Below are 20,729 nucleotides of genomic sequence, written 5' to 3'. Positions count from 1 at the left end.
GCCCGGTTGCCACCCCCTGCCCCGCACGATGGGCAGGGGGTGGCGCATGAGCGGGCAGGTACGGGACCCGGCGCGGGCCGTGGGCCGGATCGACCGGACGGTGCTGGCGCTCAGCGTCGGCGGCGTACTGGCCGTGGTGGCATGGGGTGTGCTGGCCCGGACCTCCCTGGCCGAGTTCGGCACGTCGGGCCTGGCCTGGGTGATCGACACCTTCGGCTGGTTCTTCGTGGTCGCCGCCGACGCCTTCCTGGTGCTCGCGGTGGTCATCGCGGCGACGAGGTTCGGGCGCGTCCGGCTCGGCGCCGACGACGACGAGCCGGAGTTCAACACACTGGCCTGGGTGGCCATGATGTTCAGCGCCGGGATGGGGATCGGCCTGGTCTTCTTCGCCGTCGCCGAACCCATCCAGCACTACGCGGCGCCCCCGCCGGCGACCGGTGTCGCACCGCAGACCGGCGCGGCCGGCGCCACGGCGATGCAGTACACCCTCTTCCACTGGACGCTGCACCCCTGGGGGATCTACGCGGTCGTGGCGCTCGCGCTGGCGTACTCGACCTTCCGCAAGGGCCGGGAGAACCGCATCTCGGCGGCCTTCCAACCCCTGCTCGGGCAGCGTGCCGACGGTGCGGCCGGCCGGGCGATCGACCTGCTGGCCGTGTTCGCCACCGTGTTCGGCTCGGCGACCAGCCTCGGCCTCGGCGCGCTCCAGGTCGCCGCCGGACTCGACCTGGTGGCGGGGATTCCGGACACGACCACGGTGGAGCTGGTGGTGATCGGCGCGCTCACCCTGGCCTTCGTGATCTCCGCCTTCTCGGGACTGCACCGGGGCATCAAGTGGCTCTCCACCACCAACGTGCTGCTGGCGGTGCTGCTGATGCTCTTCGTCTTCGTGGTCGGGCCGACCATCTACACGCTGGAGGTGCTGCCGGCCTCGGTGGGCGACTACCTGAGCAACCTGGTCTTCATGTCCACCCGCACCGGCGCCTTCTCCGACCCGTCGTGGCTCGGCTCCTGGACGATCTTCTACTGGGCGTGGTGGATCTCCTGGGCGCCCTTCGTGGGCACCTTCATCGCCCGGATCTCCCGGGGCCGCACCGTCCGCCAGTTCCTCGTCGGCGTGCTGCTGGTGCCGAGCGGGGCCAGCGCGCTCTGGTTCGCGGTGCTCGGCGGCAGCGGGCTGCGCGCGCAGGCCACCGGCGCCCGGGACCTGGTGGCCGACGTCGGGGCGGGCACCGAGCAGGCGCTGTTCGGCCTGCTGGACGCGCTGCCGCTGGCGACGCTGACCAGCGTGCTGGCCATGGTGCTGATCGCGCTCTACTTCGTCACCAGCGCCGATTCGGCGTCGCTGGTGCTCGGCTCGCTGACCTCCCGGGGCGCCCTGCGCCCGCACCGCGTGCTGGTGGTGCTCTGGGGGGTGCTGATCGGCGCGGTCGCCGCCGTACTGCTGCTGGTGGGCGGGCTGGACGCGCTGCAACAGGCGACCATCCTCGTGGCCCTGCCGTTCGTCGTGGTGATGCTCGGCCTGGCCGTCGCGCTGGTCCGGGACATGGCCCGGGACCCGGCGGTGCACCCGCCGCCGCGGGTCCGTCGCTCCGGCCTGGCCGCGGCCGTGCGGGCCGCCCGGTCGTACGACGAGGAGGACCCGCCGCCGGTGCGCCGCTACCTGCGTCGCCCCCGCTGATCCGGGCCGGAAGGGCGGGACCGGTCCGGACGCGGGCGCGACCGCCGAGGTGGCGGCGGTCGTCGCCACACGCGGCGTCCCCCGGCGGCGCGGCGTCGGTGCGGCAGGGCAGGATGTACGCCGAGGGGGTGGCGGACATGGCTGGGCGGATCCGGGACGAGGACATCGCGCTGGTCCGGGAGCGCAGCTCGATCGCCGACGTCATCTCCGAGACGGTGACGCTGAAGTCGGCCGGCGCCGGCAACCTCAAGGGGTTGTGCCCGTTCCACGACGAGAAGAGCCCGTCGTTCAACGTCTCGCCCGCCCGCAACGTCTGGTACTGCTTCGGCTGCGGCGCCGGCGGCGACGCGATCAAGTTCCTGATGGACGCCGAGCACCTCAGCTTCGTCGAGTCGGTCGAGCGGCTCGCCGACCGCGCCGGCATCCAGCTGCGTTACGTCGAGAACGACTCCGCCGCACCGCGTCCGCGCCCGCAGCAGGGGCAGCGGCAGCGCCTCGTCGCCGCGCACGCCGCCGCCGTCGAGTTCTACCGCGCGCAGCTCACCACCGCCGGCGCGCGCCCGGCCCGCGAGTTCCTGGCGCGGCGCGGCTTCGACCGGGCCGCCGCCGAGCGCTACGGCTGCGGCTTCGCGCCCGACGCCTGGGACCTGCTCACCAAGCACCTGCGTCAGCAGGGCTTCACCCACGACGAGCTGGTCACCGGCGGGCTGTCCCGGCCGTCGCGCTCCGGCACGCTGATCGACCGGTTCCGCCGCCGCCTGATGTGGCCGATCCGCGACCTGGCCGGCGACGTCATCGGCTTCGGGGCGCGCAAGCTCTTCGACGACGACGACGGCCCGAAGTACCTGAACACCCCCGAGACCCCGATCTACAAGAAGTCGCACGTCCTCTACGGCATCGACCAGGCCAAGCGGGAGATCGCCAAGCAGGGCAAGGTGGTCGTGGTCGAGGGCTACACCGACGTGATGGCCTGCCACCTGGCCGGGGTCCCGACGGCCGTGGCGACCTGCGGCACGGCGTTCGGCGGGGACCACATCGGGGTGCTGCGCCGGCTGCTGATGGACACCGACGACGTGGCCGGCGAGATCATCTTCACCTTCGACGGGGACGCCGCCGGCCAGAAGGCGGCCCTGCGCGCGTTCGAGGACGACCAGCGCTTCGTCGGGCGTACGTTCATCGCGGTCAGCCCCGACAACATGGACCCGTGCGACCTGCGCCTGGCCAAGGGCGACCTGGCCGTCCGCGACCTGGTCGCCCGCCGCGAGCCGCTGGTCGACTTCGCGCTGCGGCACGTGATCAACCGCTTCGACCTCGACACCGTCGACGGCCGGGTGGAGGCGATGCGCCGGGCCGCCCCGCTGGTCGCCAAGCTCAAGGACCGGGAGAAGCGTCCGGAGTACGTGCGCAAGCTCGCCGGCGACCTCGGCATGGAGATCGAGCCGGTGCAGCGGGCCGTGCTCGCCGCCGCCTCGGCCGCGCCGGGCCGGGACGCCCCGCCCGCGCCCCGGCCCGCCCCGGCGGAGCCGGTCGTCGACAACCCGCAGTCGATGGTCGAGCGGGAGGCGCTGAAGCTCGCCCTCCAGGAGCCGGTGCTGGCCGGGCCGATGTTCGACGCGGTCGAGGCGTCGGAGTACCGGCACCCCGTGCACGTGGCGGTGCGGGCCGCCGTCGCGGCCGTCGGCGGCGCCGCCGCGGCGACCGGCGGCGCGGTCTGGATCGAGTCGGTCCGCGACGCGTGCGAGGACCTGGCCGCCCGCGCGCTCGTCGGCGAGCTGGCCGTGGAGCCCCTGCGCATCGACGGCGAGCCCGACCCGCGCTACGTCTCGATCACCATGGCCCGGGTGCAGTGGGGCTCCGTCACGAGCCGGATCAGGGACCTCAAGTCCCGGATCCAGCGGATCAACCCGGTCAACAACAAGGACGAGTACTTCGCCGCCTTCGGCGAGCTGCTGTCGCTGGAGCAGCACGCCCGGGCGTTGCGCGAGCAGGCCGCGGGAGGACTGTAGATGGGACTGTTCCGCCGCAAGCCGAAGCTGCCCCCGGCCGACCGTCCGCCGCTGGCCGCCGACGAGCGGGTGCTCGCCTGGGCCGCCGCCGGCAACGGTGAGGGCGACGGGGTGGTGGTCGCCAGCAACCAGGGGCTCTGGCTGCCCGGCCGGGCGCACCGGCTGGGCTGGCACGACGTCCTCAAGGCGGTCTGGTCCGGCCGGGAACTCACGGTGACGCCGGCCGAGCGGCTCGCCGAGCACGACGGCTACCTGGTCGTGGCCGACTGCCCGGCCGAGCGCTACCTGCTGCTCGACCCGGGTGAGCTGCCGCACCAGGTACGGGAGCGGGTCACCCGGTCGGTGGCGTACACGCGGCACCACCCGGTGCCCGGCGGCGCCGCCCGGGTCGCGGCGCGCCGGGTGCCGGGGGTGGACGGCCTCACCTGGACGGTCCGCCTCGACCCCGGCACCCCGACGGACGCCCCCGAGGTGCTCGCCGAGCTCGACCGCCTCGTGGCCGACGCCCGCGCCGCCACCGCGCCGGCGGACGTCTGAGCGGCGCGGTCACCCCCGCTGGTAGAACCGGGCCGCCCCGGGGTGCAGCGGGATCGGGTCGGTGCCCGAGGCGCTCTGCTGGGTGAAGTTGCCGGCCTCCGGGTGCACCTTGACCAGGTCGGCCTGGTAGGCGAAGAGCAGCCGGGTCAGGTCGTACGCCAGTTGGTCGGGCATGTCGGCGCTGACCAGGATCACGTTCGCCACCGTGACCGTCGGCGTGGCGCTCCTCGTCCGGTAGACCTCCTTCGGCAGCTCCGCCGTCGTGTAGACCGACCCGTGGCGTGCGGTGAGCGGCTCCATCAGGTCGGCGATCGGCAGCAGCGCGTACTTGCCGGGCGCGCTGGCCAGCAGGTCGGCGATGCCCGGCGTGGGCAGGCCGCCGGAGAAGAACATCGCGTCGAGCGTGCCGGCCCGCATCCGCTTCACGGTCTCCGGCAGGGAGAGCGTGGCCCGGACGACGTCCCGGTCCGGATCGAGACCGGCGGCCGTCAGCAGCCGCCCGGCGATGATGTCCGTGCCGGACTTCGGCGAGCCGGTGGAGACCCGCTTCCCACGCAGCCCCGACAGCTTGGTGATCTTCGCGTTGGCGCGCACGATCACGTGGGTGTAGTTGCTGTAGACCCGGGCCAGCGCCCGGACCTGCTGCGGCTGGCCCTCGAAGGCCCCGCGCCCGGCCACGGCGTCCGCTGCCGTGTCGGCGAGGCTGAAGGCGAGCTCCATGTCGCCGCTGGCGAGCCGGTTGATGTTCTCCACCGACGCGCCGGTCGGCTCGGCCCGCGCCTCGTAGCCGGGCAGGTGGCGGCTGATCACGTCCGCGTAGCCGCCGCCGAGCTGGTAGTAGACGCCGGTGGTGTTGCCGGTGGCGAGGAAGATCCGGCCGCCGTGCCAGGGCTGCGGCCCCGCCTCGGCCGCGCCGCAACCGGCGGCGAGTACGGCCGTCAGCAGGGCCGCCAGCAGCCGGAACGAGCGTCCGATCACGCCCGGACCGCCGGCTCCAGGGCCTCCGCCACCCGCTGGACCAGCATGGCGGTCTCGTAGCCGATCTGACCGAGGTCGCAGCCGGGCGCGGCGAGCACCCCGACGAGCGCGCGCTCGCCGACCGCCATCACCAGCATCACCCCGCCGTCCATGTCGACGATCTGCTGGCGTACCCGGCCGGCCGACATCAGCCGGGCGGCGCCGACGGTCAGGCTGGCCAGGCCGCTGATCACGGCGGAGAGCTGGTCTACCTGGTCGGGCGCGAGGTGGGGCGAGGCCGCCAGCCGCAGCCCGTCGCCGGAGACCGCGAGGGCGTGCGACACGTCCGGCACCTGTTCGGCGAAGTTGGCCAGGAGCCAGTCCAGGCCGGCGCTCTCGGATGGGGTCATGGGTTTCTCCTGGGGGGTGTCGTCTGGGTACGTCGGGTCGCGGCGGCGACTCCCTCCGCGAGCGAGGACAGCCGGGACCGTACGACCTCGGGGTCGAGCAGGTCACCCGCCGGCCGCGCCGGCGGGGCCTCGTGCAGCGGGGCCGGAAGCTGCCCGCCCCGGGTACGGCGGGGCAGCCCGGCCCCGGTGAGCGGGGGCGACGCGGGCGGGGCCGACGCGGGACGGGGCGTGGTCGTCGCGCCACCCGGCCCGTCCGGGCGCGCACCCAGCACCGGGAGCGTGATCGTCGGCGCGTGGTGGACGCTGGCCAGGTCGGGCACGACGGCCGGACCGCCCGTACCGGTCCGTGGCCGGAACCAGGCGGTCTGCGCGGGCACGACCGGCGCTGGCGCGGGCGTACGCACCTCCCGGACGGGCGGCACCTGCGCGCGCACCTCCTGGGCGACCGGCGTACGGGCCTCGGGGGCGGAGCGCGGGGCGACGTCCTCGATCCGGGTCAGCGCCGACTCCGGGATGTCCACCTGCGCGACGGTGCCCGCGCCGCTGTTGTGCAGCTGCACCCGTACCCCGTGTCGGGCCGCCAGGTGGGCCACCACGTGCAGGCCCATGCTGCCGGCGGAGGCGCTGGACAGCATCGCGGGGGAGAGCAGGCGCTCGTTGATCGCGGCGAGCCGGCTGTCGCTGATGCCGATGCCCTGGTCGTGTACGCGTAGCGTGAGGCCGTCGATCGTGCGCCGGCCGTCGACGTGCACCGGGGAGTTCGGCGGGGAGTAGACGGTGGCGTTCTCCAGCAGCTCGGCGAGGAGGTGGACCAGGTTGCCCACGGCGGCGCCGTGCACCGCGGCGGTCGGCACGTCGACCTCCACCCGGGGGTAGTCCTCGATCTCGGAGGCCGCCGCCCGGACCACGTCGGCGAGCAGGTGCGCGCCGTCGTGCGTACGGCCGGGCTCCCCGCCCGCGAGGACCAGGAGGTTCTCCCCGTTGCGCCGCATGCGGGCGGCGAGGTGGTCCAGCGCGAAGAGCCGGGCCAACGCGTCCGGGTCGGTCTCCTCGCGTTCGAACTCGTCGAGCAGCCGCAGCTGTCGGGTGATCAGGGTACGGATGCGCCGGGCCAGGGCCTCGGCCATCCGGGTCACGTCCATCCGCACCTCGGCCTGTTCGCCGGCCAGGCGCAGGGCGGCCCGGTTCACCGTGTCGAAGGCCTGCGCGACCTGGGCGATCTCGTCGCGGCCCTGCCCGATGCCGGCGGTCAGCCGGGTGGCCGCGCCGTCGGTCGGCGCGCCGTCGCCGGCCGCGATGGCGGTGATCCGTTCGGGCAGTTCCCGGTTCGCCATGGTGAGCGCCGCGACCCGCAGCCGGCGCAGCCGGCGGCTGGTGCGGACGGCCAGCAGCACGGCCGCGGTCAACGACGCCAGCGCGACGGCGGTGGTCGCGCCGCCGGTGATCAGGGCCCGTAGCTGGGCTTCCCGGGCCAGCCCGGCGGCGTTGCGGTCGAGTTCCTCGGAGAGTTCCCGGCCGAGCAGGTTGTAGCGCCGGATGGCGCCGCTCTGGGCCACGTACCAGGCGTCGCCGTCGGTCTTCAGCCCGGCGGGCTCGGCCTCCACGTTGAGCGCGCTGTCGCGCATCCGGCGGGCGGTGGAGACGTCGGTGCCGGCGACCAGCCGGGTGTACGCGTCCGCCGCCGGCCGGCTGGCGATCCGGGAGAACTCGGCCTGCCGCTGCTCCTGCGCGCCCCGCAACTGGCCGAGGCGGACCAGTTCGCCGTCCACCAGCGCCCCCCGCACGAAGACGGTACGCAGCAGGTCGCGTTCCACGGCAGCGAGGTGCTCCTGGGCGGCGACGGCGGCGACCTCGCGCGCCCCGTTGGCCAACTCCCGGTCGCGCAGCTGGGCCGGCAGCGCGTCGGCGACGGCGAGCAGCGACTCGACCAGCGATAGGTAGGTCGGGTCGGCGGTGGTGCCGCCCAGGGCGGACCCGCGGGCCGTTTCGAGCTGGCCGAGCTGCGCGTCGGCGCCGTCGAGCACCTGGCGCAGGTCGGGGGCGGCACGGCGGGCGTCCCGGCTGGAGCCGCGGTACCGCTCGACGGACGCGTCGACCCGCCGGCGCTGCGCGTCGACGAGAGGGCGTCCGCTGCTGCCGCCCCGCTGGCGCAGGGCCGCCGTCTCGCCGAGTTCCCGTTCCAGCTCGTGCACCAGGCGCACGGTGGCCGTCGCGGTGCCGGCGAGCACCCGGGCGCGGTCCGCGTCGTCGGTGGCGGCCATGGCGATGGCGGTCTGGGTGGACCCCAGCACGACCAGACCGATCGTGGCCACCAGGATGGGCGCGAGCAGCTGGGTGCGTACCGACCACAGGCGGTCGGTGTGGTCGACGGGCCGGTGGTGCCGGCGCACCCGGCCGGGGGTGGGGAGCGACACTCGTGCCCTCCGGGGTGGGGGGTCGGGGGTGCCGGGCCCGGGCGCGAGGCCCGGACCCGGCACGGGGATCAGCGTGCGCCGAGGTCCTGCAACGCCTTGTCCGCGCCGCGGTGCAGCGGTACGGGGGCGGTCTTGCGGGCGTTGTCGAGGCTGATGCCCTTGGCGGCCGGGTTCGCCTGCGCCAGGGCGTCCTTCTTGTCGAACACCGTCCGGGTGATCGCGCAGGCCACGTTCGCGTTGAGGTCCTTGCGGACCAGCAGCACGTTCGGCACCACGATGGTCGGGGTGTCCGCGGCGGTCTTGTAGATGTCCGCGCCGATGGTCCCGGTCTGGTACGCCGGGTTGAGCTCGGCCATCTTGGGCAGCAGCGGGGTGATGTCGATGAACTTCACCTTGTCCCCGGCGGTGGTGAACAGGTCGGTCAGGCCGCCCGTGGGCACCCCGCCCGACCAGAAGAGCCCGTCGACGCTGCCGTCCTTGACCCCCTCGACGCTCTTGGTGAGGTCGAGCCGCTGCGCCTGGACGTCCTTGGCGGGGTCGAGGCCGGCGGCCTCCAGCAGCCGGTTGGCGATGACCTCGGTGCCGGACTTGGGCGAGCCGGTGGAGATCTTCTTGCCCTTCATGTCGGCGACCGAGTTGATCCCCGAGTCGGCCCGGACGACGACCTGCGTGTAGTTGTCGTAGATCCGGGCGAGCGCCTCGACCGGCTGCGGGGACGTGAAGCTGCCCTTGCCCTGCACCGCGTTGACCGCCGTGTCGAACAGCGAGAAGGCGACGTCGTACTGGCCGGCGACGAGCTGCTCGACGTTCTGCACCGAGGCGCCGGTCTCGGCGGCGGTGCCGGTCAGCTTGCCCTCGGTCGCCCCGGAGAGCTGACTGGCCAGCGCGTTGCCGACCACGTAGTAGACGCCCGTGGCGTTGCCGGTGGCGATGCCGACGCGGGTGCTGTCGGTGACCTTGCAGGTGACCTCGCTGGCGGCGTCGTCCTTGGTCGCGCCGTCCTGACGGCCTCCGCAACCGGCGGTGCCCGCCGCGACGAGGGCCAGCGCGCCAACCCCCGCGGCGAGCCGCACGTTGATCCGTCTCACTGTTTTTCCTCCCCATGGTTCACCGTTGGTACTGCTGACGGCCCGCCGTTCCGGCCGGCGGATCCGCGTCTGACGAGCACACCCGCCACCATGACGGCCGCCAGTACGGCGCCGATCGCGACGGGCACGGGTTCGAGCCAGAGCAGCGTCAGCCCGGCGAGCGCGCCGAGGATCCGCTCCGGCGTGCCGGCGGGGCCGACGCCGGGCAGCCAGCCGCCTGCCGCCACCGCCAGCACGGCGACGCTGAGGGCGGCGACCGTCGCGGCGACGGCGATCCGCTGCGCGCCCCCGATGCCGAGCAGCCCGAGGCCGGTCGGGGTGACCACGAAGGCGAGCGGGATGAGGTAGGCCGGCAGGGCGTACCGCAGGGTCTGCCACATGGTGGGCACCAGCCGGCCGCCGGTCACCGCGGCGGCGGCGACCGCGGCGAGTGCAGTCGGCGGGGACGCCTCGGACAGGACCGCGAAGTAGAAGACGAACATGGCGGCGGCGGGAGCGGTGACGCCCAGGTCCAGCAGGGCCGGGCCGATGATCACCCAGCCGATCACGAACGACGCGGTGACCGGCACGGCCAGCCCGAGCAGGGTGAGGGCGACGGCGGCGAACAGTGCGGTGAGCGCCAGCACCACGGCCGGCTCGGAGCTGACGGCCCGGGCGTTGTCGATGAGCAGCGCCGCCGCCTGGGGGCCGAGGCCGGTCTTGGTGGTGGTGGCGGTGATGATGCCCGCGGCGGCGCAGACCGCGCTCACCGCGAGCACCCCGCGCACCCCGGCGCTCAGCGCGGCGAGCAGGCGGGCCGGGGTGAGCCGGTGCCGACGGTCGAGGAAGGACAGCACGGCGGCCAGGATGGTGGCCAGCACCACGGCCTTCGTGGCGGAGAAGCCGACGGCGAGCAGCCCGACGATCGCGAAGAGCGAGAGGAAGTGGTAGCCGAAGCGGGCCAGCAGCCGGCCGGCGGAGGTCGTCTCGATCACCACCGGTCGCACGCCCGAACGCCGGGCGTCGATCTCGACCGAGAGGAGGATGCCGAGGTAGTAGAGCACGGTGGGGACGGTGGCCCAGCCGAGCACCTGGAGGTAGGACACGCCCAGGTACTCGGCGATGATGAAGGCCGCCGCGCCGAGGGTGGGCGGGGAGAGGATCGCCCCGACGCCGGCCGCGGCGAGCATGCCGCCCGCCCGCTCCGGCGGGTAGCCGGCCCGCCGCAGGACGGGCCAGGTGACCGCGCCGATGCTGACGGTGGTCGCCGCGCCGGAACCCGAGACGGTGCCGAGCAGGAAGCCGGAGGCGACGGCGGTGCGCCCGGCGGCCGTCCGCGAGCGCCGGAAGGCGGCGGCGGAGAGCTCCACGAAGAACCGGCCGGCCCCCGAGAGGTCCAGCACCGCGCCGTAGATGGTGAACAGCACGATGTACGTCGCCGCGACGTCGAGCGGGGTGCCGTAGAAGCCGCTGTCGGAGTTGTAGAGGCCGTCGACGATCTGCCCGAAGTCGAGGCCCGCGTGGGCCACCTGCCACGACTGGGGCAGCAGCCCGCCGTAGTAGCCGTAGGCGAGGAAGACCACGCAGACGGCCGGCAGGATCCAGCCGGTGGTGCGCCGGCACGCCTCCAGCAGCAGGAGCAGCACGACGGTGCCCATCGCCACGTCCAGACCGACCAGCAGGCCCTGCCGGTCGAGGAAGGCGTCGTACCCGCCGCCGCCGGAGCCCAGGCCGACGGGCAGCACCGGGTAGAGGCAGGCGACCAGCGCCGCGCCGGCCAGGACCCAGTCCGGCAGGGTGGGACCCCGGCGCTTGGGGCGCTCCGCCGGGGCCGCGTCGTCCGGGCCGGTCGCGCCGGTGCGGCGCAGCCGCCGGGGCAGGCGCAGATCCGCGGGGTACGCCAGGAAGACCATCGGCAGGACGCCGGCCAGGAAGATGATCAGATAGAACTTGCTCCCCTGCGGCAGCGGATTGAACACCTGCCAGAGGGCGAGCAGCGCGATCGCCAATGTCGTTCCGGTGACCAGTACGCCGATCGGTCCGGAGAGTTCCCGCCCGGGCTTTTCGTCCTCGAACTGCGCGGCGAGTTCCCGTGGATCGGGCGCCGGGCCGTGGGGGTCGATCCGATCGCCCGCCTCGGGCGGCAACGGGACCGGACCGTCGTCCGGGGTGGACCCGGTGCCCATGGTGGACGGCTGCGGGGCGGACTCGCCGGATGAACGCACTGGTGGCACGAGGGGGCACGATACGCGAATTACATACCGGGCGGAACATTGCTGATCGTGATTGCGGTCAGTAATAAATTCGGACCTCGATCACACAGAGAGACCACATTCGAGTACGGATTTGCGGCAGGCCGTACGCCATATTTAGTAACAATGCGGCAAGCCGGCGGCGGGTTTGTATCCGATCCGTCCACTCTGGTCCGGTAGCCGCACGTACCGGTCCCCACCTCGCCCCGCCGTCGCCGCACGTTTGGTGGCCGTACGGATCGATGACGCAGGGTAGTTTTCGTCGCTCTCCGTTGCCGGATGGGCCCTGACCAGGGCGCCTGTACCCCTACCGCCACGGCCCCACCCTTACCCCTACCGCCCGGCGACGGACCCGCCCGGAACCGGTGGGGTGCCGCAGCCGTCCGGTGGGAGGTGTCGGAGCCGGAGGTTATGGTCGGGCGATGACGACGGCTCCACCACTCATCCAGGCGCGGGCGCTGGTGAAGCGGTTCGGCGACTTCACCGCCGTCGACGGCATCGACGTCGAGGTGCGGGCCGGCGAGGCGTTCGGCTTTCTCGGGCCCAATGGCGCCGGCAAGTCCTCGACCATGCGGATGATCGGGTGCACGTCGCCACCCAGCGGCGGCGAGCTGCGCATCCTCGGCATGGATCCGGTGCGCGACGGGCCGGCGATCCGGGCCCGCCTCGGTGTCTGCCCCCAGCTCGACAACCTCGATCCCGAGCTGACCGTCCAGGAGAACCTCACCACCTACGCGCGCTACTTCGGCATCTCCCGCCGGGTGGCCCGGGCGCGGGCCGCCGAGCTGCTCGACTTCGTCCAGCTCACCGAGCGGGCCGACAGCAAGGTCGAGCCCCTCTCCGGCGGCATGAAGCGGCGGCTGACCATCGCCCGCGCGCTGGTCAACGAGCCCGAGATCGTCCTGCTCGACGAGCCGACGACGGGCCTCGACCCGCAGGCCCGGCACCTGGTCTGGGAGCGGCTGTTCCGGCTCAAGCAGCAGGGCGTCACGCTCGTCCTCACCACGCACTACATGGACGAGGCGGAGCAGCTCTGCGACCGGCTGGTCGTCATGGACGGCGGGCGGATCGTCGCCGAGGGCTCGCCCCGGGCGCTGATCGACCGGCACTCCACCCGGGAGGTGGTCGAGCTGCGGTTCGCCGCCGAGTCCCAGGAGGCGTTCGCCGGCAAGCTCGACGGGCTGGGCGAGCGTGTCGAGGTGCTGCCCGACCGGATCCTGCTCTACGTACCCGACGGAGACGCGGCTGTCGCCGAGGTCGGCGAGCGGGGGCTGCACCCGGCCAACGTACTGGTCCGGCGCAGCAGCCTGGAGGACGTCTTCCTCCACCTCACCGGCCGCACCCTGGTCGACTGACAGAGCCTTGGGCGGGTGCGGCGGCGCTGGCCGTTACGTAGCATCGGCGGGCCGGCGGCACGTCGCCCGCCCGGCGACGCACACGGGGGTGTCATGTCGAGGTTGGAGTTCCAGTCGCGCCGCCAGGCCGGGCTCGCCGCGCTCTACCTGGGCGTGTTCGCGACCATCTGGTTCAGCGTGCCGGCCGCCCAACAGCCGCTGCGCGCCCTGCTGGTGGTCGCGAGCGGGGCGGCGCTGGTCACGGCGGTGGTCGGGGCCGTCGTCGTGGCCCGCAGCCGGGCAACCGCCGTCGACGTCGCCCGCGACCGCGCCGCCGACCGTCGTTACCTGCTGATCGTCCTCGCCGAGTTCGCCGCCGCCGGGCTGGGTGCCGTCCTGCTCGCTCTCGTCGGGTGGTCGGAGTTCATCCCGGTGCTGGTCTGCGCCGTGGTGGGGCTGCACTTCTTCCCCCTCGTGCCGGTGCTGCGCGACCCGGTGCTGCGGCTGCTCGGCGCGGCGATGTGCGTCGTCGCGCTGGCCGGGCTGGTCACCGCGCTCGCCACGGCGGTGTCGGCGGGGCTCGTGGTGGGCACGGGCGCTGGCCTGCTGCTGCTCGCCTACGCGGTGCTGGTGCTGCTGCGCGCGGCCCGGCAGCCCTGACGGGGCGACGGAGTCGCCGGCCTGTCGTACCCGCGAGGCTGTCGTACCCGCGAGGTAGGAAGACCGTGGTGGACGCGGAGCGAGACGGGGTGGTCGCGTGAGCGTGGCGCAGTCGGCGCGGGAACGGGCGCGCCCGAGGTTGCCGCGGGTGCCGGCGCTGGCGGTGCTGGCGCACCATCTCGTCGGCTACCGGCGCACCTGGCGAGCGGGTCTGTTCTCGTCGTTCCTGCTACCGGTGCTGACCGTCCTCGGCTTCGGCGTCGGCGTCGGCGCCTACGTCGACCAGGGCATCGACGGGGTGAGCTACCTCGACTGGATCGTGCCCGGCCTGATCGCGTCGACGGCGTTGCAGACGGCCGTCAGCGAGTCGACGTGGCCCGTGTTCGGCAACTTCCAGTGGGTCAAGACCTACTTCGCGCAGGGCGCGGCGCCGCTGCGGGTGGGCGACATCCTCGGCGGGCACCTGGCCTTCGTGGTGTTCCGGGTGGTCACCACCGTCGCGGCGTTCCTGCTGGTGACGGCCCTGCTCGGGGCGCTGCGCTCGCCGTGGGCGCTCGTCGCGCTGCCGGTGACGGCGCTGCTCGGGCTGGCGGTCGCCGCGCCTACCTTCGCGTACGCGTCGGTGGTCTCCGTCGACAGTTGGCTCGCGATGCTGCTCCGCTTCGCGGTGATCCCGATGACGCTCTTCGCCGGCGTGTTCTTCCCTGTCGAGTCGCTGCCCCTGGCGCTGCGCTGGCTGGCGTACGCGACTCCCCTCTGGCACGGCGTCGACCTGTGCCGGGCGGCGGCGCTCGGCGTCGCCCCGCAGTGGTCGGTCGTCGGCCACCTGCTCTACCTCGCGGCCTGGGCGGTCGGCGGCTGGCTGCTGGCCCGGCACGCGTTCCGTCGCAGGCTGGTCGTCTAGGAGGGTGGCAGTGGTCGGTCTCGTCCTGCCCAGGCTGGTCGCCGTCTCCGCCGCGTCCCGCCGCTCGGTCTCCGTGGCCGAGCGCAACGTCGCGGCCCTGAAGGCCGTCTACTGGCTGCTGCTCGTCTCCGGGTTCGTGGAGCCGCTGCTCTACCTGCTCTCCATCGGTGTCGGGGTCGGCAGGCTGGTCGGCGACCTCACCCTGCCGGGCGGCGAGGTCGTCACCTACGCGGCGTTCGTCGCGCCGGCCATGCTCGCGTCGTCGGCCATGTCCGGCGCGCTGTCGGAGACGACCTTCAACTTCTTCGGCAAGATGAAGCAGATGAAGCTGTACGACGGGGTGATCGCCACCCCGGTGCAGCCGTTCGAGATCGCGCTGGGGGAGCTGCTCTGGGCGATGCTGCGCGGCAGCGCGTACTCGGCCGCCTTCCTGGTGGTGATGGTGGTGATGGACCTGACCACCGCCGCTCGGGCACTGGTCGCCTTCCCGGCGGCCGTGCTGGTCGGCTTCGCGTTCGGCGCGCTGGGCATGGCGATCACCACCTTCATGCGTAGCTGGCACGACTTCGACCTGATGTCGGCGGCCCAGTTCACCCTCTTCCTCTTCTCCGGCACGTTCGTCCCCGCCGAGTCCTACCCGGCCGCGCTGCGCTGGGCGGTCGAGGTGACGCCGCTCTACCGCGCGGTGCACCTGATCCGCGGCGTCTCGGTGGGCGCGGCCGGCTGGGAGTGGGTGCTCGACGTGCTCTACCTGCTCGTGGCGATGGTCCTCGGGCTGCTGATCGCCTCGCGGCGGATGGGCAGGTTGCTCTACGGCTAGGGGTTAACGGCGGCGGCTGCCTGGGCATGTCGAGGGGACTGACGCCGAGCACGAGGAGGGGCGATGGCCTCCGACGAGTCTTCCGCCCGCGGGCGCGACCGCGACGATCCCGGGGCGGTGGCCGCCGGCCGGATGGCCGACCGCCGGACGGGCCACCCCGACCGGGGGTCCGACGCGCGTACCGAGCGACACCGCCCGGGGCGCGGCCCGGTGGGGCCCGACGAGGGTCCCGACAGCCCGACCGAGCTGCCGGGCGCCGGGTGGAAGGCCGCGCTGCGCCGCACCGCACGGGAGTTCCAGGACGACAGCCTGACCGACTGGGCGGCGGCCCTGACGTACTACGGCGTGCTCTCCATCTTCCCCGGCCTGCTGGTGCTGGTGTCGATCCTCGGCCTGCTGGGTCCGGGCGCGACGCAGGGCGTCAAGGACACCGTCAACCAGGCGGTTCCGCAGGGCGAGATCCGGCAGATCGTCGAGGGGGCGATCGACCAGGCGCAGCAGAGCGGCGGTTTCGCCGGTTTCGCCGCGATCCTGGGTCTGCTGGCCGCCTTCTGGTCGGCGTCGGGTTACGTCGCCGCGTTCATGCGCGCCTCCAACACCATCTACGACGTGCCGGAGGGGCGCCCGATCTGGAAGACCCTGCCGATCCGCGTCGGGGTGACCGCGGTGATCGGCGTGATGCTGCTGGCCAGCGCCGTGATCGTGGTCTTCACCGGCGGCCTCGCCGAGCAGGTGGGGGAGGCGATCGGGCTGGGCTCGACGGCGGTGACCATGTGGAACATCGCCAAGTGGCCGGTGCTGCTGCTCCTGGTGAGCCTGATGTTCGCGATCCTCTACTGGGCGTCGCCGAACGCGCGACACGGTGGCTTCCGCTGGGTCAGCCCCGGTGGCGTACTGGCCGTGGTGATCTGGCTGGTGATCTCGGGCCTGTTCGCGCTCTACGTCAGCAACTTCGGCTCGTACAACAAGACGTACGGGGCGCTCGCCGGTGTGATCATCTTCCTGATCTGGCTGTGGCTGAGCAACATCGCGATCCTCCTCGGCGCGGAGTTCGACGCCGAGCTGGAGCGCAGCCGCGCCATCGAGGCGGGCCACTCCCCGGACAAGGAGCCGTACGTCGAGCTGCGCGACGACCGCAAGCTCAAGAAGAAGCGCAACGCGGCCAACCGCAGCTGACGCTCCGCCCGCAACCGCAACCGTCTCCCGCCGCCCCGCCACCAGTCCGGTGCCGGGGCGGCGGCACGTCCCGCGCCACTGGCACGGCGTGCTGGCCCACCCACCGCCCCACCCGCCCACCCGCCCGCCTCCTGTCGTGGGCGTGCCGCCCACCCGCCGCCTCCTCCGAGGTGATCCCCGGGTGATCAGGACGCGGTGGGCCTTACCCGCCGGCTTTTAGGTACATGGCGTCCTGATCACCGTCGGTAGGGGCCGCTTTTCTTGATCCACCCGAAGCTTTTGCTCGTATGGACAAAAGTTTGCGTCAGATCGGCCGAAGCTCTGGACACGTGACACGGAACACTCCTACTGTGTCGGGCACGACACCTCGGCAGTACGTCGATGTGCACGAGCCCGCGAAGAGGTGAGTCCGGTGCGGACGGTCGACCCCCTGCACGTACGGCTGCTGCGCCTGCTCCGTGACGAGGGTGCGGTGTCCCGGGCCGAGCTGGGCGACCGGCTCCAGATGCCCCGTCCCCGGTTGCTGGCGGAGCTGGAACGGCTCGTCGGCCTCGGCTACGTGGCCGAGGCGGGGCTGGCAGCCTCCCGGGGCGGCCGCCGCTCCACCCTCGTCGAGCTGAGCCCGCGCCTGCGCTTCGCCGCCGTCGACCTCGGCGCCAGCTCCATCGACGTCGAGGTGGTCAACGGTCGGCTGGAGCCGGTCGCCGCGTACGCCGAGGCGGCCGACATCCGCACCGGCCCGAAGGTGATCCTCCAGCGGGTCAACGAGCTGCTGCACAAGGCCCGGGTGGACGGCGCCTACGAGCGGCTCGACGCCGTCGGCATCGGCGTGCCCGGCCCGGTCAGCTTCCGTGACGGCGTGCCGGTCTCCCCGCCGATCATGCCGGGGTGGGACCGGTTCCCGGTGCGCGAGCTGCTCACCCGTGAGCACGGCTGCCCGGCGGTGGTCGACAACGACGTCAACATCATGGCGATCGGGGAGCGGCACGGCGGGGTCGCGCACTCCGTGGACGACTTCCTCTTCGTGAAGATCGGCACCGGAATAGGGTGCGGGATCTACCTCAGCGGCGAGGTCTACCGGGGCACCGACGGCTGCGCCGGCGACATCGGCCACATCCAGGTCGACGCGCACGGCCCGATGTGCTCCTGCGGCAACGTCGGCTGCCTCGAAGCGCTGTTCAGCGGGGCCGCGCTCGCCAAGGACGCGACCGCCGCCGCGCGCAGCGGGGCCTCGCCCGCGCTGGCCGAACGGCTGGCCGCACGCGGCGCGGTGACCGCCCTGGACGTCGCCGGGGGCGCGGTCGAGGGGGACGTGACCTGCATCCAGCTGATCCGCGACGGGGGTCGGCGGGTCGGTGGGGTCCTGGCCGGGCTGGTCAGCTTCACCAACCCGTCGATGATCGTGATCGGCGGCGGGCTCGCCCAGCTCGGGCACATCCTCCTCGCCGAGATCCGCAGCGTGGTCTACCGCCGGTCCCTGCCGCTGGCCACCGGCAACCTGCCCGTCGTCCTGTCCGAACTCGGCCCACGGGCCGGCGTGGCCGGCGCGGCCGTGCTCGCCAGCGACGTCGCCTTCGGGGAGGCGTCGTGAGCGTGAGGAGTGAGCCGGGCCTGCGAGCCCCGCAGTCGCGAACAGGGAAGGCGTCGTGAGCGTGAGGAGTGAGCCGGGCCTGCGAGCCCCGCAGTCGCGAACAGGGGAGGCGTCGTGAGCGAGCGCGAGGAGGAGACCGTGGCCCGAACCGAGGAGACGCCCGCCGCCGGGTCGGCGCCGCTGGCCCCCGCCGGCGCCCCGCTGGTCGAGGCGCCCGCCGGCACCGTCGCGGGCGAGGTGGTGCTGCGCCTCACCGACGTGGTCAAGACCTTCCCGGGCGTACGGGCCCTGGACGGGGTGCAGCTGGAGGTGCGCGCGGGCGAGGTGCACTGCCTGCTCGGGCAGAACGGCGCCGGCAAGTCCACCCTGATCAAGGTGCTGGCCGGGGTGCACCGGCCCGACTCGGGGCTCGTCGAGTGGCGGGGCAGCCCGGTCACCTTCGCCAACCCGCAGGCCGCCATGCGCGCCGGCATCGCCACGATCTACCAGGAACTCGACCTGGTCGAGGACCTCTCGGTGGCGGAGAACGCCTTCCTCGGCCACGAGCCGCGTCGGCTCGGCTTCGTCCGGCGGGGCGCCATGGCCGGGCGTACGCGGCAGATCCTCGGTCGGCTCGGCCACGCCGAGATCCCGCCCGGGCGGATGGTGCGCGCGCTGCCCGCCGCCGGCAAGCAGATCGTCAGCATGGCCCGCGCGCTCTCCCACGAGGCCCGGCTGATCATCATGGACGAGCCGAGCGCCGTGCTGGCCCACGACGAGGTGGGCAACCTGTTCCGGATCATCCGGGAGCTGACCGCGCAGGGCATCGCCGTCATCTACATCTCGCACCGGCTGGAGGAGATCCGCGAGATCGGCGACCGGGTCACCGTACTCAAGGACGGCCGGACCACCGCGGCGAACCTGCCGGCCCGCGACACCCCGACCCGCGACCTGGTCAGCCGGATGACGGGCCGCACCATCGAGTACGTCTTCCCGGACCGCCCGACCGGCGCGGCCGACGGCGCGCAGCTGCTCACGGTCGAGGGGCTGACCCGGGCCGGCGAGTTCGCCGACGTCTCGCTCGACGTCCGGGCCGGCGAGATCGTCGGGATCGCCGGGCTGGTCGGCTCGGGCCGTTCCGAGCTGCTGGAGACCATCTACGGCGCGCGCCGCGCCGAGGCCGGCTCGGTGCGGATGGCCGGCCGGGCACTGCGCCCCGGCAGCGTCGGTGCGGCGGTGCGCTCCGGCATGGGGATGGCCCCCGAGGAACGCAAGAGCCAGGCGCTGCTGCTGGGCGAGCCGATCTACCGCAACGTGACCCTGGCGACCTTCGCCCGCTACGCCCGCGCCGGGTTCACCGACGCGGGGCGGGAACGGGCGGAGGCGGACCGGATCGCCGAGAGCCTGGAGCTGCGCCCCCGCGACGTACGCCGGCCGGTGCGCACCCTCTCGGGCGGCAACCAGCAGAAGGTGGTGGTCGGCCGCTGGCTGCTCGGCGACACCCGGCTGCTGCTGCTCGACGAGCCGACCCGGGGCGTCGACGTCGGCGCGCGGGCGGAGCTCTACCAGGTGATCCGGGGGCTGGCCGCGCGCGGCGTCGGGGTGCTGCTGGTCTCCAGCGAGGTCCCCGAGGTGCTCGGCCTGGCCGACCGGGTGCTGGTGATGCGGGAGGGGCGGGTCGTCCACGAGGCCCCGGCCCGCGAACTCGATGAGAACACCGTGCTCGACCTCGTCATGGCGGGGTCCCTGATGGAAGGCGCGCCGGCATGACCGAGGGTCCTACTCCCACCGTGGCGCCGCAGCCCGCGGCGCACCTGCCGGCGCAGTCGCCGCCGGTGCATCCCGCGCAGACCGGGGCGGCCGTCGACAAGGTGGCGGCACCAGGCCGGATCTCCTGGTGGCGGGGCGACGGCGGCGAGGGCGCCCGCCGCAACCTCGGCCTGATCGGGGTGCTGGTCGTTCTCGTCGTGATCGGCGCCCTCACCCGCTCCGACCTGTACTCGAATCCGGACTGGGTGTGGGACAACGTCCTGAGCATCCTCAAGCTGGCGGCCGTGGTCGGCGTGGTCACCGTGGGCATGACCTTCGTGATCATTGGCGGGGGCATCGACCTCTCCGTCGGCGCGATCGTCGCGCTGGCCGGCGTCTGGTGCACCACGGTGGCCACCCAGAGCTACGGCGCCGGCGGCATGATCTTCAGCGCGCTCACCGTCGGGCTGGCGGTCGGCCTGGTCAACGGGCTGCTCATCTCGTACGGCCGGCTGGTGCCGTTCATCGCCACGCTCGCCATGCTGGTGGCCGCCCGGGGCCTGGCGGCCGAGATCTCCGACAAGCAGACCCAGGTGTCGGAGAACGGCTTCATCAACGGGCTCGCCAGCAACAGCCTGCTCGGCATCCCGCTGCTGGTCTACATCCTCGCCGCCGTGGTGGCCGCCGGCTGGGTGCTGCTCAACCGCACCACCTTCGGCCGGCGTACGGTCGCCGTCGGCGGCAACCCGGAGGCCGCCCGGCTCGCCGGCATCAACGTCCGGCGGCACACGGTGCTGCTCTACGCGCTCTCCGGCCTCTGCTGCGGGATCGCCGCCATCATGCTCACCGCCCAGGCCAACTCGGCGCAGGCGGCGATGGCGAACCTCTACGAGTTGGACGCGATCGCCGCCGCGATCATCGGCGGCACGCTGCTCAGCGGCGGGCGGGGCACCATCATCGGCTCCCTGCTCGGGGTGGTCATCTTCGCCACCATCACCAACCTCTTCGCCATCAACGGCCTCTCCACCGAGGCCCAGAACATGGTCAAGGGCGGCATCATCGTCGCCGCCGTCCTGGTCCAGCAGGTCCAGTTCCGCAGCCTCACCCAGTTCCTGGGCCGCAACCGGCTCACCACCACCTGACCCGTGCCGCAGCACACCGGGCCGCACCGACCCGCTCCGCACCCGACCCG

At 73.4% G+C, this 20,729-nt stretch carries 16 protein-coding genes; 11 read left to right on the top strand and 5 right to left on the bottom strand.

Features of this window, described 5'->3' with window-relative positions:
• Nucleotides 1-46 precede the first annotated feature (46 nt).
• The 3 genes from ACTMS2_RS09870 (at nt 47) to ACTMS2_RS09860 (ending at nt 4,224) form a co-directional block, all read left to right on the top strand.
• A complete protein-coding gene (locus ACTMS2_RS09870; RefSeq protein WP_441175120.1) occupies nt 47-1,681 on the top strand; it encodes a BCCT family transporter in 1,635 nt (544 codons plus the stop codon).
• 113 nt (nt 1,682-1,794) lie between these two features.
• Nucleotides 1,795-3,687: a DNA primase gene (dnaG, locus tag ACTMS2_RS09865; RefSeq protein ID WP_441175155.1), complete on the top strand. Its 1,893-nt coding sequence runs from the start codon at nt 1,795-1,797 to the stop codon at nt 3,685-3,687.
• A complete protein-coding gene (locus tag ACTMS2_RS09860; protein WP_441175119.1) occupies nt 3,688-4,224 on the top strand; it encodes a hypothetical protein in 537 nt (178 codons plus the stop codon).
• 9 nt (nt 4,225-4,233) lie between these two features.
• On the opposite strand, the gene ACTMS2_RS09855 is transcribed toward ACTMS2_RS09860, so the two are convergent.
• From ACTMS2_RS09855 to ACTMS2_RS09835, 5 genes are all read right to left on the bottom strand, one after another.
• The gene (locus tag ACTMS2_RS09855) at nt 4,234-5,202 is read right to left on the bottom strand and encodes a TAXI family TRAP transporter solute-binding subunit (protein WP_357722256.1); all 969 of its coding nucleotides are present in this window, start codon (nt 5,200-5,202) and stop codon (nt 4,234-4,236) included.
• Nucleotides 5,199-5,591: a roadblock/LC7 domain-containing protein gene (locus ACTMS2_RS09850; protein ID WP_088998933.1), complete on the bottom strand. Its 393-nt coding sequence runs from the start codon at nt 5,589-5,591 to the stop codon at nt 5,199-5,201. Before ACTMS2_RS09850 ends, ACTMS2_RS09855 begins: the two co-directional genes overlap by 4 nt.
• A complete protein-coding gene (locus ACTMS2_RS09845; protein WP_441175118.1) occupies nt 5,588-8,005 on the bottom strand; it encodes a sensor histidine kinase in 2,418 nt (805 codons plus the stop codon). Before ACTMS2_RS09845 ends, ACTMS2_RS09850 begins: the two co-directional genes overlap by 4 nt.
• 68 nt (nt 8,006-8,073) lie before the next feature.
• Nucleotides 8,074-9,093, bottom strand: coding sequence for a TAXI family TRAP transporter solute-binding subunit (locus tag ACTMS2_RS09840; protein WP_441175117.1), 1,020 nt, complete (start codon nt 9,091-9,093; stop codon nt 8,074-8,076).
• Nucleotides 9,090-11,258 carry a TRAP transporter permease gene (locus tag ACTMS2_RS09835; RefSeq protein ID WP_441175154.1) on the bottom strand — a complete coding sequence of 723 codons (2,169 nt, stop codon included), beginning with the start codon at nt 11,256-11,258 and terminating at the stop codon, nt 9,090-9,092. The genes ACTMS2_RS09840 and ACTMS2_RS09835 overlap by 4 nt, the downstream gene beginning before the upstream one ends.
• A gap of 488 nt (nt 11,259-11,746) precedes the next feature.
• Between ACTMS2_RS09835 and ACTMS2_RS09830 the strand changes: the two genes are divergently transcribed.
• The 8 genes from ACTMS2_RS09830 to ACTMS2_RS09795 all read left to right on the top strand — a co-directional run bounded on the left by ACTMS2_RS09830 (nt 11,747) and on the right by ACTMS2_RS09795 (nt 20,679).
• A complete protein-coding gene (locus tag ACTMS2_RS09830) occupies nt 11,747-12,679 on the top strand; it encodes an ABC transporter ATP-binding protein (protein WP_363626684.1) in 933 nt (310 codons plus the stop codon).
• 93 nt (nt 12,680-12,772) lie between these two features.
• On the top strand, nt 12,773-13,318 hold the full coding sequence (locus ACTMS2_RS09825; protein WP_441175116.1) for a hypothetical protein: 546 nt from the start codon (nt 12,773-12,775) through the stop codon (nt 13,316-13,318).
• Nucleotides 13,319-13,421: 103 nt separating this feature from the next.
• Complete coding sequence (locus ACTMS2_RS09820; RefSeq protein WP_441175153.1) at nt 13,422-14,222, top strand: ABC transporter permease; 801 nt, start codon at nt 13,422-13,424, stop codon at nt 14,220-14,222.
• Between the two features lie 10 nt (nt 14,223-14,232).
• Nucleotides 14,233-15,042, top strand: coding sequence for an ABC transporter permease (locus ACTMS2_RS09815; protein WP_441175115.1), 810 nt, complete (start codon nt 14,233-14,235; stop codon nt 15,040-15,042).
• A 132-nt stretch (nt 15,043-15,174) separates the two neighbouring features.
• Complete coding sequence (locus tag ACTMS2_RS09810) at nt 15,175-16,218, top strand: YihY/virulence factor BrkB family protein (RefSeq protein WP_441175152.1); 1,044 nt, start codon at nt 15,175-15,177, stop codon at nt 16,216-16,218.
• A gap of 412 nt (nt 16,219-16,630) precedes the next feature.
• Nucleotides 16,631-17,809 (top strand): ROK family protein, encoded by a 1,179-nt coding sequence (locus tag ACTMS2_RS09805; RefSeq protein WP_363626681.1) that lies wholly within the window; start codon nt 16,631-16,633, stop codon nt 17,807-17,809.
• Nucleotides 17,810-18,046: 237 nt separating this feature from the next.
• Nucleotides 18,047-19,558, top strand: a complete 1,512-nt coding sequence (locus tag ACTMS2_RS09800) for a sugar ABC transporter ATP-binding protein (protein WP_441175151.1) — start codon at nt 18,047-18,049, stop codon at nt 19,556-19,558.
• The gene (locus tag ACTMS2_RS09795) at nt 19,555-20,679 is read left to right on the top strand and encodes an ABC transporter permease (RefSeq protein WP_363626680.1); all 1,125 of its coding nucleotides are present in this window, start codon (nt 19,555-19,557) and stop codon (nt 20,677-20,679) included. Before ACTMS2_RS09800 ends, ACTMS2_RS09795 begins: the two co-directional genes overlap by 4 nt.
• The last annotated feature ends 50 nt before the right edge of the window (nt 20,680-20,729 follow it).

The organism is Micromonospora sp. SD12 (assembly GCF_052068495.1).
Lineage (GTDB): Bacteria > Actinomycetota > Actinomycetes > Mycobacteriales > Micromonosporaceae > Micromonospora > Micromonospora echinofusca.
The sequence above is the reverse complement of the archived record's forward strand: the minus strand, read 5'-3'. Positions and strand labels throughout refer to the sequence as shown.